Source organism: Acidovorax sp. Leaf78, from assembly GCF_001422735.1.
Classification (GTDB): domain Bacteria; phylum Pseudomonadota; class Gammaproteobacteria; order Burkholderiales; family Burkholderiaceae_C; genus Acidovorax.
On the sequence record NZ_LMLZ01000023.1, the window covers coordinates 230,507 to 245,237 of the forward strand.

A 14,731-nucleotide genomic window follows, 5' to 3' on the forward strand; every position below is an offset into this window, starting at 1 on the left:
TCCAACACACGAATCAGGCATCTCCATGGACGGTTTTTCGGACCTGCGCTTCTTTTCCCTGCTCATGAAGGAAGGCAGCCTGGCGGCGGCCGCACAGCAGATGGGCATCACCCCGCCCGCAGTCAGCCGGCGCCTGGCGCAGCTGGAGCACCGCCTGGGCGTGCGCCTGCTGCACCGCACGACCCGGCGCATCAACCTCACCCCGGAAGGCGAGACCTACCTGCTGGACGGCGTTCGCATCCTGGCCGACCTGGAAGCGCTGGAGCGCACGGTCGCCGGCGCGCGCAGCCTGCCCCGTGGGTTGATCAAACTGGCCGCCACGCTGGGCTTTGGTCGCACGCACATTGCGCCCGCCCTGTCGGCTTTTGCGCGGGCCTATCCGGAAGTGGAGGTGCAACTGCACCTGACCGACCGCCCCGTGAACCTGGTGGAGCAAGGCTTCGACGCCGCCGTGCGCTTTGGCGACCTGCCGGACTCGCGCCTGACCGCCCGCCGGCTGCTGGCCAACCAGCGCGTGCTGTGCGCATCACCGGCCTACCTGGCCCAGGCGGGCGAGCCCGCGCAGCCCGCCGACCTGCTGGCCCACCAGTGCATCGTGATCCGCGAGAGCGACGAGACGTACGGCACCTGGCACCTGCACCAGGGCGCGCGGCAAGAGACGGTGAAGGTGCGCGGCATGCTCAGCACCAACGACGGTGCGGCCGCCACCACCTGGGCGCTGGAAGGCCACGGGGTGCTGATGCGGTCCGAATGGGACGTGGCGGCCCACCTGGCAGTTGGCCGGCTGGTGCGCGTGCTGCCTGCGTGGCTGCTGCCTGCCGCCGATGTGACGCTGGTGTACCCCACGCGCAGCGACCTGTCTGCCAAGACGCGGGCCCTGGCCGATTTCTTGCGGGACTGGTTTGCCGCGCCGCTGCGCAGTTGACGCCACCCATCCATCCGCGAATGCATAACCAGCCCTTGAGATTGCCGCGTAAATGCCGATAACACGGCATGCAGATCTCCAGTGCCACCTCTTCTTCGGGCGTAGCATCCAGCGCCAATGCCGCCAGCAACATCAACAAGCTGCAAAAGCAGCTGCGCGAGCTGACCGATGAACTGCGCGGCGTGGCGGGCCAGAACATGGAAGCGAAGGCCAAGGCCGAGAAGATCAAGCTGCTGCAGGCGCAGATCCAGATGGTGCAGCAGCAGATCGCCGCCATCCAGCGCCAGAGCCAGCAGGAGCAGATGGACCGGGTGCAGGCGCAGCAGCAGGCCAAGGCAGACAAGGACAAGCCCGCTGCAGCGTCTGCAATCAAAGGTGCGGCGAGTCGCAAGCCGGGGCTGGGGGAGTCGGTCGATACCTATGCCTGATGGCTCGAGTGGCTTGGCAGCGTTCACACCCAAGCCGAGGCAACCAGCGCCGTGATTCTTGCGCCCGCCGATACGGCGCAGCTGCGTTCAGGCTCTGCGCCATTGCTATCAATAAAGTAGCTACTTACGATTGACCATCAAGCGCTGGCAGCCCTTTTCCACTCCAAACACTGCCTACGAGACGATCTCCCCCACCAACGTGACCGCCGTCAACGGCATGTGGTGCATCAGCTCCCGCAGCACCAACAGGCGCGCGGCAAAGGACGCGCTGTCAGGCAGTCCTTCGTGTGCGGCGGGGCGGCCTTCGGACACGGAGGCCAGGCGGTTGAACAGGCGCTCCATCGCATTGAGCGACAGCACGCGCACGGGGCCCGGTGGAATGCCTGCCAGCGTTGCCAACTCGTGCAGCCCCGGGTCGGAAGACCAAGGCGGCGACGCCCCGGCCGCCAGGGCCTGGGCATACAAAGCGCCGTGACCCGGGTCGCTGCGCTGCAGTCGGTGCGCTGCGTGAATTTCATCTTCCACCGCGGCAATGGCGGTCTCCAGCTCCTGCGGCGTGGGCACAGCACTCCGAAAGAAATCGTGCGCTGTCTGGTGGTAGCCCAGCGCCAGGGTGACCACCAACGCCGGCTCCAGCGGGTTGGCTCCGCTGGCCACGATGGTGTGGTCAGCGCCCAGATGAAGGACTGTGGCGGCTTTCCGGCAGCGGCAACAGCAGGCTCGCGGGCATGGACATGGCGGTACAGCGCCAGCAACTGGGCAGGTAGAGAACGGGTGGAATGGGGCACGGTGTGGGCGTTGGTGAAAGCCGTGGTGAGGTGATCCACAAGCAGCAAGCAGGGGCGGTGCAGCCATTGTGTCGCCCCGGGCCCGCTGGCCACAAGTGCGCGCCCGCCACGGCCAGACGAATGTGCCGTACCGCATCGCATCGCGCAGTACACCCACACCGCCCACCCACACCGCCCACCCACTCCGGCTGCCTGCACCTGCGTACCAGTTGCCGACACACCGTGCCAGCGCCCACCTACAAAGGCAGCCCTTGGGCAAATCTACATTCGTGGGCAGTCAGACAGCAGGACCGGCGCGCAACCAGCGGCGCTCCCACCCACAACACCTTGCAGGAGAACACCATGCGCATCCACATACTTCCCAGCCGCCGCTCGCCATGGCCCCTTGTGGTGGGCGCGGCAGCGCTGTTGGCCGTGCTGGTGCTCTCGGCGTGCTCCACGCCCCGCAGCCCGGAGGGCATTCAGCCCGTCAGCGGGTTTGATGTGAACCGCTACACCGGGCACTGGCACGAAGTGGCGCGCATCGACCATTCGTTCGAACGCGGGCTGACACAGACCAGCGCAACCTACACACGCAACGACGACGGCACGGTGAAGGTGGTCAACCGGGGCTACGACGCTGCGCGCAAAGAGTGGAAGGAGGCCGAGGGTACCGCCAGCTTTGTGGGCGACCCTGCGCAGGCAGCGCTGAAGGTGTCGTTCTTCGGCCCGTTCTACGGCGGCTACAACGTGGTGGCGCTGGACGAGAACTACCAGTGGGCCATGGTGGTGGGCTCCAGCAAGGACTACCTGTGGATCTTGTCGCGCACCCCCACCCTGCCCGGGCATGTGCGTGAACATCTGCTGGAGCGCGCCCAGACCATGGGCATCGATGTGCGCAAAATCCTGTGGGCGCCAGCCGCTGGCGAGCAGCACGCCAAGCGCGCCGTGAGGACCTGATCGTTTTCAAGTGATGACTGAGGGGCGAGCGTGCGTTGTGACCCAGAGATAGCAATATCCAGCTTCAGGCGGCATTGGGCAGCCTGAGGAATCTGGGTCATGCAGTCTCTTCGAGACAAGTGCTGGAAAGAAGCTTTTCCACGAAGCATTCCGCAGCTCTGCCATACCACACCATACCCTGACGCTATCGATTCAATAGCGCATACCGTTTGATTGACAAGCGGCAGCGGGCACGGAGCATCGTCAACGCAGAGTTCTACGCCACGTCCGGCACCGTGGCAGCCGCCACCAGCCGCTGGGTGTACGGGTGCTGCGGCGCGTCGAGCACCTGGTCCACCACGCCGTGCTCCAGCACCGCGCCGTCTTTCATCACCAGCACGTTGTGCGCCATGGCGCGAATGACTTCAACGTCGTGCGTGATGAGCAGGTAGCTCAATCCCTTTTCCTTCTGCAGCCGTTGCAGCAAGCCCAGCACCTGCTGCTGGATGCTGACGTCCAGCGCGCTGGTGGGCTCGTCGAGCACCAGCACCTGCGGCTGCACGATCAGCGCGCGGGCAATGGCCAGGCGCTGGCGCTGGCCGCCCGAGAATTCGTGCGGGTAGCGCTCCAGCAGGCGCGGGTACTGCGCTTCGGTCAGCCCCACTTCCGACAGCACGGCCTCCACACGGGTGCGCCGCTCGGCGGTGTTCAGGGCAGGCTCGTGCACCTTGAGGCCCTCGCCCACGATCTCTTCGACGGTGAGGCGCGGCGACAGCGACGAGAACGGGTCCTGGAACACCACCTGCACGCGGCGGCGCAGTTGCTGGTTGGCCGGCGTGTTGCGCATGGCGGGCAACTGCCATGCCTGCCCGCCCACCTGCAGCTGCCCCGTGTGCGGCAGCAGGCCCAGAATGGCCTGCGCCAGCGTGGACTTGCCCGAACCGGACTCGCCCACCACGCCCAGCGTTTCACCGGGCAGCAGCGACAGCGTGGCGCACTGCACTGCCACGAACTCGCCTTTTTTGAACCAGCCGCGGATGCCCGGCAACGGCGTGGGGTAGACGACGCGCAGATCCTGCGTGTGGATCACCGGCGGTGTACCCGGGGGCGAGTCGGCAGGTGCCACATCACGGCGCGGCTGGCTGGCGATCAGGCGGCGGGTGTAGGCATGCTGCGGCGCGTTGAACACGTCGGCCACGGGCCCCTGCTCCACCAGCACGCCCTGCTCCATCACGGCCACGCGGTCGGCAAAGCGGCGCACCAGGTTCAGGTCGTGCGTGATGAGCAGCACGGCCATGCCGTTGGCCCGCTGCAGGTCGGACAGCAGGTCCAGGATCTGGCCGCGCAGGGTCAAGTCCAGCGCGGTGGTCGGCTCGTCGGCCAGCAGCAGTTGCGGCTCGCTGGCCAGCGCCATCGCGATCATGGCGCGCTGGCGCTGCCCGCCCGATAGCTGGTGCGGAAAGCTGTTGGCGCGCCGCGCGGGCTCGGGGATGCCGGTCTTGGCCAGCAGCTCGATGGCGGCCTGGGCGCACTGCGCTCCGGTGAGGCCCTTCTTGAGCTGCAATATCTCGGCGATCTGAACGCCGATGGTCATCAGCGGGTTGAGCGCGGTCATGGGTTCCTGGAACACCATGGCGATCTCTCCGCCGCGCACGCCGCGCATCTCTCGTTCGGTCAGCGCCAGCAGGTCGCGCTGCCCGCGCAGATGGGCCTGGCCCGTGATGGCCGCATTGCCCGCCAGCCGCAGCAGGCTGAGCGCGGTGATGGTCTTGCCAGAACCGGATTCGCCGACCAGCGCGAGCTTCTCGCCAGGGGCGATGGTGAAGCTGACGCCGCGCACGACTTCCTTGGCGCCGAAGCGCACGTGCAGGTCGCGCACGTCGAGCAGGGGGGCTGCAGCAGCGTTGCCGCGCGATGACGGTGATGAGCCACCAGTGCCGGGCGTGGAGGCGTTCATTGGTCGGCCTTTCGGGGGTCGAGAGCATCCCGCAACGCGTCACCCATGAAGGTGAGCAGCAGCAAAGTGGTCACCAGCACGGCGAAGGTGGACAGCGAGATCCACCACGCATCGATGCTGTTCTTGCCCTGGCTCAGCAACTCGCCCAGCGACGGTGTGCCGGGCGGCACGCCCAGGCCCAGGAAGTCGAGCGAGGTCAGCGCCAGGATCGCCGCACTCATGCGAAACGGCAGGAAGGTCACCACAGGCGTCATGCTGTTGGGCAGGATGTGGCGCCAGATGATCTGGCCGTTGCCCACGCCCAAGGCGCGTGCGGCCTTCACGTAGTCGAGCTGGCGGTTGCGCAGGAACTCGGCGCGCACGTAGTCCGACAGGCCCATCCAGCCGAACAGCGACAGCAGGATGAGCAGCAGCGACACGCTGGGCGCGAACACGGCGCTGAAGATGATGAGCAGGTACAGCTCGGGCATGGAGCCCCAGATCTCGATGAAGCGCTGGAACGCCAGGTCCACCTTGCCGCCGAAGAAGCCCTGGATCGCGCCGGTGAGCACCCCCAGCAGCACCCCCGTGACGGTGAGCGCCAGGCCGAACAGCACGCTCACCCGAAAGCCGTACAGCAACTGCGCCAGCAGGTCGCGGCCCCGGTCGTCGGTGCCCAGCCAGTTGTCGGTGGTGGGCGCCGACGGGTTGGGGGACTTGGCGAAGTAGTTGAGTGTGTTGGGACCGTACGTGTTGAGGGTGTAGACCGCCCAGTTGCTGCCTTGCTTCAGGCGATCTTTGATGAAGGGGTCCAGATAGTCGGTGGGCGTCTCGAAGTCTCCGCCGAAGGTGGTCTCGGGGTAGTTCTTGAGCATGGGGAAGTACGTCTGCCCCTCGTAGCGCACGATGATGGGCTTGTCGTTGCTGATGAGCTCTGCACCCAGGCTGATGAGCACCAGCACGCTGAAGATCAACAGGCTCCAGTACCCCAGCCGGTTGCGCTTGAAGCGCAGCCAGGCCCGGCGGGACGGGGACAGCGAAAGCGATGGCGAAGAAGAAGCGATGCTCATGCCGTGGAGGGGGTCAATCAAACTTCACGCGCGGGTCCACCCACACGTAGCACAGGTCGCTGACGAGCTTGGTCAACAGGCCGATCAGGGTGAAGAGATACAGCGTGCCCAGCACGACGGGGTAGTCGCGCCGGATGACGCTGTCATAGCTCAGCAGGCCAAGGCCGTCGAGCGAGAACAGCGTCTCGATGAGCAGCGAGCCCGTGAAGAACGCCCCGATGAACGCCGCCGGAAAGCCGGTGACGATGGGGATGAGCGCATTGCGGAACACGTGCTTCCACAAGACTTGCCGCTCCGACAGCCCCTTGGCGCGGGCCGTGAGCACGTACTGCTTGCGAATCTCTTCCAGGAACGCGTTCTTGGTCAGCATAGCGGTCACCGCAAAGCTGCCCAGCACCATGGCCGTAACGGGTAGCGTGATGTGCCATAGGTAGTCGACGATGCGAGCGCCCCAGGACAGTTCTTCCCAGTTGGACGAGGTCAGCCCGCGCAGCGGGAACCACTGCAGCTGCCCGCCGAAGATCACGAGCAGCGCCACGCCCAGCACAAAGCCCGGTATCGCGTAGCCCACCAGCACGAGCAGCGTGGTGATCAGATCGAACCGCGAACCCGCCCGCACGGCCTTGGCCACGCCCAGCGGCACGGCCACCAGGTAGCTGATGAAAAACGTCCACAGGCCCAGGCTGATGGACACCGGCAGTTTTTCTTTCACCAGGCTCCACACGTCCTTGTTCTGGAAAAAGCTCTTGCCCAGGTCGAACCGTGCGAACTGGCCCAGCATCTGAAAGAACCGCTCGTGCGCAGGCTTGTCGAACCCGTACAGCGCCTTGATCTGCTCCAGCCGCTTGGGGTCCACGCCCTGGTCGCCGCGGTAGGCCATGCCACCGGTTTCGACACCGCCCTTGGCGCCCGCCGCACGGGACTCGGCCAGGTACTGTTCCACCGGCCCGCCGGGCACGAACTGGATCACCGCAAAGGTCAGCAGCAACACCCCCAGCAGGGTGGGCAGCATGAGCAGCAGGCGTTTGGCGATGTAGGCGAGCATGTTCAGTGATGGGTGAAAAGACGCGTGCTGTGGCGCTGTGGCGGCATCACAGCCGACGGGGGCATCGCGCAGCGCGGCAGGGTGTGTGTCACGGCTTTTGGCTCCACCACGAGAACATCAGCCATTCCTCGGCCTTGGCATAGGGCGGCATGGGCTCTTTATAGGCCAGGCGCTGCTGGTTGTAGACCACGCGGTGCGAGGCCAGCGTCCACTGCGGAATGAGGTAGTGGCTGTGCATGATCACACGGTCCAGCGCGCGGCAGGCGGGCAGCATCTCGGCCTGGCTGGTGGCGCGGGTGAGCTTGGTGACCAGGGCATCCACGGCAGGGCTGTTGACGCCGGCATGGTTGCTGGAGCCCTCCACCTTGACGCCCTGGCTGCCAAACAGCTCCTTCATGGCCTGACCGGGGTTGTAGGTGCCCGGGTAGGCCAAACTGATCATGTCGAAGTCGAATTTGTCCAGGCGCTGCAGGTACAGCGCAAAATCCGCCGACGCGAAGCGCAGGGTGATGCCCAGCTTTTCGAGGTTGCGGATCCATGGCGTGACAGTGCGGGCACCGCCTTCCTTGCTGTCCAGGAACTCGATCTCCATCGCCTTGCCGTCGGCATTGCGCAGGGCTCCATCGCGGTAGGTCCAGCCCGCGTCGGCCAGCAGCTGCCGCGCGCGGCGCAGGTTGTCGCGCAGCGAATGGCCTTCGCCCTCGGTGCTGGGCGGCGTGTACATGGGGCCGAACACGGTGTCGGGCACCTTGCCGCGCCAGGGCTCGAGCAGAGCCATTTCTTCAGGCCCCGGGGTGCCGGTGGCCTCGCAGCTGGTGTTGCCGAACAGGTCCTTCACGCGCGGGTAGCCGCCATAGAACATCTGGCGGTTCATCCACTCGTAGTCGATGGCCAGGCCCAGCGCCTCGCGCACGCGCACGTCCTGCAGCAGGGGGCGGCGGGTGTTGAGCACATAGCTCTGAAAGCCTGCGGGCAAGCGGTGCTTCATGTCCTTCTTGACCAGCACGCCCTGCTTGAAGAGCTTGCCGTCGATGCGCCGGGCCCAGTCGCCGGCCGAGTAAATCGTCATGAAGTCGAACTCGCCCGCCTTCATGGCTTCGAGGCGGGCGGTGTTGTCCTTGTAGATCTTGACGGTGATGCGGTCGAAGTTGAAGGCGCCCTTGACCACATTGAGATTGCGGCCCCAGTATTGCGGGTCGCGCTGGTAGGTGATGTCGCGGCCGAACTTCACGTCGCCGATGCGGTAGGGGCCGCTGCCGATGGGGGTGTCGGTCACGATTTGGTCGAACGGCTTGGCCTTGCCGTCCGGGCCGCGCCCCCAGGCCCGGCTGAAGACCGGCAGGCTGCCCACGGTGAGGGGCAGCTCGCGGTTGGGCTGCTTGAAGCGAAAGCGCACGGTGCGCTTGTCCAGCACGTCGATGCCGGCCACTTCCTGCAGCATCGTGGCGTAGCTGGGGGATGCCTGCGGGCTGATCAGCATCTCGTAGGTGTGCTTCACGTCGGCGGCTTCGACCGCGTCGCCGTTGTGAAAACGTGCCTCGGCCCGCAGCCGGAAGGTGGCGCTGAGCCGGTCGTCGGCCACCTGCACGTCTTCGGCCAGCAGGCCGTAGGCGGAGGCGGTCTCGTCCATGGAGCCGGTCAGCAGGGTTTCGAAGATGAGGTCGCTCAGGTACGCGGGTACCGAGCCCTTCATGGTGAACGGGTTGTACTTGTCGAAGGTGGAGTAGCGCAGGTTGCTCACCATGCGCAACTCGCCGCCCTTGGGGGCGTCCGGGTTCACGTAGTCGAAATGTGAGAAGCCTTCGGGGTACTTGAGGTCCCCCCACAGCGCATAGCCGTGGGCGGCCCAGGCCGGAGCCGCGCATACCGTCAGCAAGAAAGTGAGCCAAAACCGCATGCGACAATTCTGCACTACGTCGGCGCGGCCGCCGCACAGGCTCTGGGGATTCCCCCCTGACCCGCTGGGCGACACCGAAGCGCCCTCTTTTTTCACGCATTCCACAGGAGAACAACAATGGGTTTTCTGACCGGCAAGAAGCTGCTCATCACGGGCGTGCTGTCCAACCGCTCCATCGCCTACGGCATCGCCAAGGCCTGCCACGCACAAGGCGCCGAACTGGCTTTCAGCTACGTGGGCGAGCGCTTCAAGGACCGCATCACCGACTTTGCCGCCGAGTTCGACTCCAAGCTGATCCTTGACTGCGACGTGTCCAGCGACGAGCAGATCGAGCGCATGTTCGCCGACCTGGCGCAGACCTGGCCCAAGTTCGACGGCTTCGTGCACAGCATCGGCTTTGCACCGCGCGAGGCCATTGCGGGCAACTTCCTCGAAGGCCTGTCGCGCGAAGGTTTTCGCATCGCGCACGACATCAGCGCGTACAGCTTTCCGGCCATGGCCAAGGCCGCCCTGCCCTACCTGAACGACAAGTCGTCGCTGCTCACGCTGTCGTACCTGGGCGCGCTGCGCAGCATCCCCAACTACAACACCATGGGCCTGGCCAAGGCCAGCCTGGAAGCCAGCGTGCGCTACCTGGCCGAAGCCGTGGGCCGCACCGAAGACGGCCGCGCCATCCGCGCCAACGGCATCAGCGCCGGCCCCATCAAGACGCTGGCGGCCAGCGGCATCAAGGACTTCGGCAAGCTGCTGTCCCGCGTGGCCGACGCCTCGCCGCTGCGCCGCAATGTGACGATCGAGGACGTGGGTAACGTGGCCGCTTTCATGCTGTCCGACCTGGCCTCGGGCCTGACCGCCGAGATCACCTACGTGGACGGCGGCTTCAGCCAGACCGCGGGCCTGAGCGCCGACCAGGTCTGACCGGGTCCGACTCCGCCTGACCACCGGTCTTCAAGCCAAAACAAGCGCTACCGCTGGATAGTCAAGCGGTAGCAGCTATCAATTCAATAGCAAATGCTTCGCAGACGTTGGCTGGCCTGGCTGGCCTTGTCGGGGACAGCCACAGCCATCGGTGCGCCCGCCCGCGCAGGCGACGCACCGGCGCTGCTGCTGGCCAACGTGTACCGCCCGGGTATGCCCCTGGCGGACTACTGGGTCAGCGAAAAGTACGACGGCGTGCGCGGCTACTGGGATGGCCGCACGCTGCGCACTCGCGGTGGAGAGACTGTGGCTGCGCCGGCGTGGTTCACCGCAGGCTGGCCCGACACGCCGATGGATGGCGAGCTGTGGGCGGGGCGCGGGCGCTTTGCCCATGCGCAGTCCACCACCCGGCAGCAGCATGCCGACGATGCCGCGTGGCGGCAGATGCGGTTCATGGTGTTCGACCTGCCGCGGCACCCGGGCACGTTCGACGACCGTATCCCCGCGCTGCAAGCCGTGGTCGCAACCATCAATCAGCCGTGGGTTCAGGCCGTGCAGCAGCACCGCGTGGCGACGGACGCCGCACTGCAGGCACTGCTGCAGCGCACGGTGCGTGCGGGCGGCGAAGGCCTGATGCTGCACCGAGGCGCATCGCTGTACCAGGGCGGGCGCAGCGATGACCTCATCAAGGTCAAGACCCACGAAGACACCGAAGCGCGCGTGGTGGCCCACGTGCCCGGCAAGGGCCGTCTGGAGGGCCGCCTGGGGGCGCTGCTGGTCGAGATGCCATCAGGGCAGAGATTCAAACTGGGCGCCGGTTTCAGCGACGCGCAGCGGGCCGATCCGCCGCCCATCGGCAGCTGGGTCACCTACCGGTTTCGCGGTACGCACGACGGTGGGCTGCCGCGCTTTGCCAGCTTTGTGCGCGTGCGCGAAGACCTGCCGCCGAGCCGCTGAGCCGCTGAGGCCACTGTCGCCGCTGAAAGCACAACGCCACGCCGCACATCACTGCACGGCGTGGCGCCTGGGTGTCATTCGTGTCCTCAGGGGCTCACGAACGAATCAGCGATCAGTTGGGCAGCAGGACCTTGTCCACCACGTGGATCACGCCGTTGGACTGGTACACGTCGGCAATGGTCACACTGGCCGTGCCGCCCTTTTCGTCGGTCAGCATGATGGCCTTGCCGCTGGCCTTGGCGGTGAGCGTGCCGCCCGCCACGGTCTTGATGCTGGCCATGCCCTTGCCGTCGGCAATCATCTTGGACAGCGCTGCAGCGTCCCACTTGCCGGCCACCACGTGGTAGGTCAGCACCTTGGTCAGCGTGGGCTTGTTCTCAGGCTTGAGCAGGGTGTCCACCGTGCCGGCGGGCAGCGCTGCAAAAGCGGCGTTGGTGGGTGCGAACACGGTGAAGGGACCTGGGCCCTTGAGCGTCTCCACCAGGCCGGCAGCCTTCACGGCAGCCACCAGCGTGGTGTGGTCCTTGGAGTTCACCGCGTTGTCGATGATGTCCTTGCTGGCCAGCATGGGGGCGCCGCCCACCATGACGTCGGCGGCGAAGGCGGGCACTGCACCGGCAGACAAGGCAACGAACAAACCGGCAGCGATACGGGCATTGAAAGAAGTGCGCATGGAAATCTCCTGAAAGTATGAAAGGGATGTCTCACACCGCATGAAATGCACGCGGCTACCAGTCAATACGCCCGGCTTCGCCTGCCGGATTCAAAAAGATTTGCAACAGCGCGGATACAAAAAAAATCGCCCCGCGGCTTGCACCGAGGAGCGATGGTGGTGAACGGGCTGTGTGCACCGGGGCGTGCACAGCAAGGTGCGCAGCCGGTCAACCTGCCCGGCAGAAGGCGCGCAGGATCAGATCGTGCGGCCGTAGGGGCCGTCGCCGCCTACCTGCACCAGATTCTTCGCTGTCGCCAATGGCTTGGGGTTCTTGCCCTTCTTCTCGTCGGCCACGCAGTCGGCGTAGTAGCGCACCTGGCCGTTCTCGTCCTCGACCTCGACCAGGCCGTGGATGTCGGTCTCGAAGCCGGGGCACAGCTTGGCGAATTCGCGCGCGAACTTGAGGTAGTCCACGATCTTCTTGTTGAAGACTTCGCCCGGAATCAACAGCGGAATGCCCGGTGGGTACGGCGTGACCAGGCCCACGGTGATGCGGCCTTCAAGCTCGTCGATCTCCACGCGGTCGGTCTTGCGGTGCGCGATGTGCGCGTAAGCGTCCGACGGCTTCATGGCGGGCGTGAGGTCCGACAGGTACATCTCGGTGGTCAGGCGCGCGATGTCGTACTTGGCGTACATCTCGTGCACGTGCTGGCACAGGTCCTGCAGGCCCATGCGCTCATAGCGCTTGTGCTGCTGGCAGAACTCCGGAAGGATGCGCCACATGGGCTGGTTCTTCTCGTAGTCGTCCTTGAACTGCTGCAGCGCGGTGAGCAGCGTGTTCCAGCGGCCCTTGGTGATGCCGATGGTGAACATCACGAAGAAGCTGTACAGGCCGGTCTTTTCCACCACCACGCCGTGCTCGGCCAGGTATTTGGTGACGATGGACGCGGGGATGCCGGTCTTGTCGAACTTGCCGTCCAGGTTCAGGCCCGGCGTGACGATGGTCGACTTGATCGGGTCCAGCATGTTGAAGCCATCGGCCAGCTGGCCAAAGCCGTGCCACTTGGCGCCGGCCTTCTTGCTCTTGCTGTCGCTGCGGATGATCCAGTCTTCCGCACGGCCCATACCCTCTTCCACGAGCTTGTCGGGTCCCCAGACCTTGAACCACCAGTCCTTCTTGCCGAAGTCGTTCTCGATCTGGCGCATGGCACGGCGGAAGTCCAGCGCCTCCAGGATGCTCTCTTCCACCAGCGCGGTGCCGCCGGGCGGCTCCATCATGGCAGCGGCCACATCGCAGCTGGCGATGATGCTGTACTGCGGGCTGGTGCTGGTGTGCATCAGGTAGGCCTCGTTGAAGAGGTGGCGGTCCAGCTTGGTGGTCTGCGAGTCCTGCACCAGCACGTGGCTGGCCTGGCTGATGCCGGCCAGCAGCTTGTGGATGGACTGCGTGGCATACGTCACCGAATGCTTGGGGCGCGTGCGCTTCTTGCCCATGGCGTGGTACGTGCCATAGAACGGGTGGAACGCGGCGTGGGGCAACCAGGCCTCGTCGAAGTGCAGGTTCTCCACGTAGCCGTCGAGCATGCCCTTGATGGTCTCGGTGTTGTAGAGCACGCCGTCGTACGTGGACTGCGTGAGGGTCAGCACGCGCGGCTTCACATTCTTGGCGTCCACGCCCTTGAGCAGCGGGTTGGCCTTGATCTTGGCCTGGATGGCCGCGGGCTCGAACTCGCTTTGCGGAATGGGGCCGATGATGCCGAAGTGGTTGCGCGTGGGCTTCATGAACACAGGGATGGCCCCGGTCATGATGATGCTGTGCAGGATGGACTTGTGGCAGTTGCGGTCCACCACGACAACGTCGCCGGGGGCCACGGTGTGGTGCCACACCATCTTGTTGGAAGTGGACGTGCCGTTGGTCACGAAGAAGCAGTGGTCGGCATTGAAGATGCGCGCGGCGTTGCGCTCGCTCTCGCCGATGGCACCGTTGTGGTCCAGCAGCTGGCCCAGTTCTTCCACCGCGTTGCACACGTCGGCGCGCAGCATGTTTTCGCCGTAGAACTGGTGGTACATCTGGCCCACGGGGCTCTTCAAAAAGGCCACGCCGCCCGAATGCCCGGGGCAGTGCCAGCTGTACGAGCCGTCTTCGGCGTAGTCCAGCAGCGCCTTGAAAAACGGCGGCTGCACGCTCTCCAGGTAGCTCTTGGCCTCGCGGATGATGTGGCGCGCCACGAATTCGGGGGTGTCCTCGAACATGTGGATGAAGCCATGCAGCTCGCGCAGGATGTCGTTGGGCAGGTGGCGGCTGGTCTTGGTCTCGCCGTGCACGTAGATCGGCACTTCGGTGTTCTTGCGGCGCACCTCGCCGATGAAGTTGCGCAGGCTCAGCACGATGGGGTCGAGCCCCTCGCCCACCGTGAATTCCTCGTCGTCGATGGACAGGATGAACGCACTGGCGCGGCTTTGCTGCTGCGCGAACTGCGACAGATCACCGTAGCTGGTGACCCCCACCACCTCGAAACCCTCGGCCTCGATGGCCTGCGCCAGCGCGCGAATGCCCAGACCCGAGGTGTTCTCGGAACGATAGTCCTCATCGATGATGATGATGGGAAAACGAAACTTCATGCGCAGCCTCCGTGAAACCGTGCCCTGCCGGCCAAAAAACGAAATAGGCGCGAAGTGTAAGGAATAACGTTGACGCACCTTTGAACTGCCATGCTTTTGACCCAGAATGTGGTGCAACAAACACAACCACAACGAGGAGGTTCGCTATGGAGGAATCCACCATCTGGTGGCTGGCAGCAGGGGCACTGGTCGTGGCAGAACTGCTCACCGGCACTTTCTATCTGCTCATGGTGGCCGTCGGCCTGGCTGCAGCGGCCCTGGGCGCCCACCTGGGACTGTCGTTCGCATTGCAGATCGTGGCGGCTGCGGTCGTGGGCGGCGGCGCTGTCGTGGCGTCCTACCAGCTCAAGAAGCGGCGCCCCGGAGACCCGTCTGCACGCGCGGACCGCAGCGTCAACATGGACGTGGGCGAGACTGTGCTCATCGACAGCTGGAACATCGACGGCACCACCACCGTCAAGTACCGCGGCGCGCAGTGGACGGCCATCCACCGCCCCGGCATCACCCCATCGACCGGCATGCACCGCGTCGCAGAACTGGTAGGCAACCGCCTGCTGGTGGACCCGGTGTAA

13 protein-coding genes are annotated in these 14,731 nt (G+C 65.4%); 6 read left to right on the forward strand and 7 right to left on the reverse strand.

What is annotated here, in order from left to right; all coding sequences use genetic code 11:
• Positions 1-25 precede the first annotated feature (25 nt).
• Entirely contained in the window at positions 26-925 is a 900-nt protein-coding gene (locus tag ASF16_RS21810) for a LysR family transcriptional regulator (RefSeq protein WP_056172127.1), read from the forward strand.
• Between the two features lie 68 nt (positions 926-993).
• Positions 994-1,353, forward strand: a complete 360-nt coding sequence (locus tag ASF16_RS21815; RefSeq protein ID WP_056172129.1) for a FlxA-like family protein — start codon at positions 994-996, stop codon at positions 1,351-1,353.
• Positions 1,354-1,527: 174 nt separating this feature from the next.
• On the opposite strand, the gene ASF16_RS21820 is transcribed toward ASF16_RS21815, so the two are convergent.
• Entirely contained in the window at positions 1,528-2,010 is a 483-nt protein-coding gene (locus tag ASF16_RS21820; RefSeq protein ID WP_056172131.1) for a hypothetical protein, read from the reverse strand.
• A gap of 473 nt (positions 2,011-2,483) precedes the next feature.
• Here ASF16_RS21820 and ASF16_RS21825 point away from each other — a divergent pair, with 473 nt between their 5' ends.
• Positions 2,484-3,080: a lipocalin family protein gene (locus ASF16_RS21825; protein ID WP_056172132.1), complete on the forward strand. Its 597-nt coding sequence runs from the start codon at positions 2,484-2,486 to the stop codon at positions 3,078-3,080.
• 256 nt (positions 3,081-3,336) lie between these two features.
• Here ASF16_RS21825 and ASF16_RS21830 read toward each other — a convergent pair whose 3' ends face one another.
• The 4 genes from ASF16_RS21830 to ASF16_RS21845 form a co-directional block, all read right to left on the reverse strand.
• The gene (locus ASF16_RS21830) at positions 3,337-5,016 is read right to left on the reverse strand and encodes an ABC transporter ATP-binding protein (protein ID WP_056172135.1); all 1,680 of its coding nucleotides are present in this window, start codon (positions 5,014-5,016) and stop codon (positions 3,337-3,339) included.
• On the reverse strand, positions 5,013-6,065 hold the full coding sequence (locus tag ASF16_RS21835) for an ABC transporter permease (RefSeq protein ID WP_056172136.1): 1,053 nt from the start codon (positions 6,063-6,065) through the stop codon (positions 5,013-5,015). Before ASF16_RS21835 ends, ASF16_RS21830 begins: the two co-directional genes overlap by 4 nt.
• Positions 6,066-6,078: 13 nt before the next feature.
• The gene (locus ASF16_RS21840) at positions 6,079-7,110 is read right to left on the reverse strand and encodes a microcin C ABC transporter permease YejB (protein WP_056172138.1); all 1,032 of its coding nucleotides are present in this window, start codon (positions 7,108-7,110) and stop codon (positions 6,079-6,081) included.
• An 88-nt stretch (positions 7,111-7,198) separates the two neighbouring features.
• Positions 7,199-9,007: an extracellular solute-binding protein gene (locus ASF16_RS21845; RefSeq protein WP_056172140.1), complete on the reverse strand. Its 1,809-nt coding sequence runs from the start codon at positions 9,005-9,007 to the stop codon at positions 7,199-7,201.
• A gap of 117 nt (positions 9,008-9,124) precedes the next feature.
• Here ASF16_RS21845 and fabI point away from each other — a divergent pair, with 117 nt between their 5' ends.
• On the forward strand, positions 9,125-9,925 hold the full coding sequence (gene fabI / locus ASF16_RS21850) for an enoyl-ACP reductase FabI (protein ID WP_056172141.1): 801 nt from the start codon (positions 9,125-9,127) through the stop codon (positions 9,923-9,925).
• 93 nt (positions 9,926-10,018) lie between these two features.
• Positions 10,019-10,882, forward strand: a complete 864-nt coding sequence (locus ASF16_RS21855; protein WP_056172143.1) for a DNA ligase — start codon at positions 10,019-10,021, stop codon at positions 10,880-10,882.
• 112 nt (positions 10,883-10,994) lie between these two features.
• Here ASF16_RS21855 and ASF16_RS21860 read toward each other — a convergent pair whose 3' ends face one another.
• Together ASF16_RS21860 and ASF16_RS21865 are read right to left on the reverse strand one after the other, a co-directional pair.
• On the reverse strand, positions 10,995-11,555 hold the full coding sequence (locus ASF16_RS21860; protein WP_056172146.1) for a fasciclin domain-containing protein: 561 nt from the start codon (positions 11,553-11,555) through the stop codon (positions 10,995-10,997).
• Positions 11,556-11,792: 237 nt separating this feature from the next.
• Positions 11,793-14,159: an arginine/lysine/ornithine decarboxylase gene (locus ASF16_RS21865; RefSeq protein ID WP_056172149.1), complete on the reverse strand. Its 2,367-nt coding sequence runs from the start codon at positions 14,157-14,159 to the stop codon at positions 11,793-11,795.
• 146 nt (positions 14,160-14,305) lie between these two features.
• Between ASF16_RS21865 and ASF16_RS21870 the strand changes: the two genes are divergently transcribed.
• A complete protein-coding gene (locus ASF16_RS21870; protein WP_056172151.1) occupies positions 14,306-14,731 on the forward strand; it encodes an NfeD family protein in 426 nt (141 codons plus the stop codon).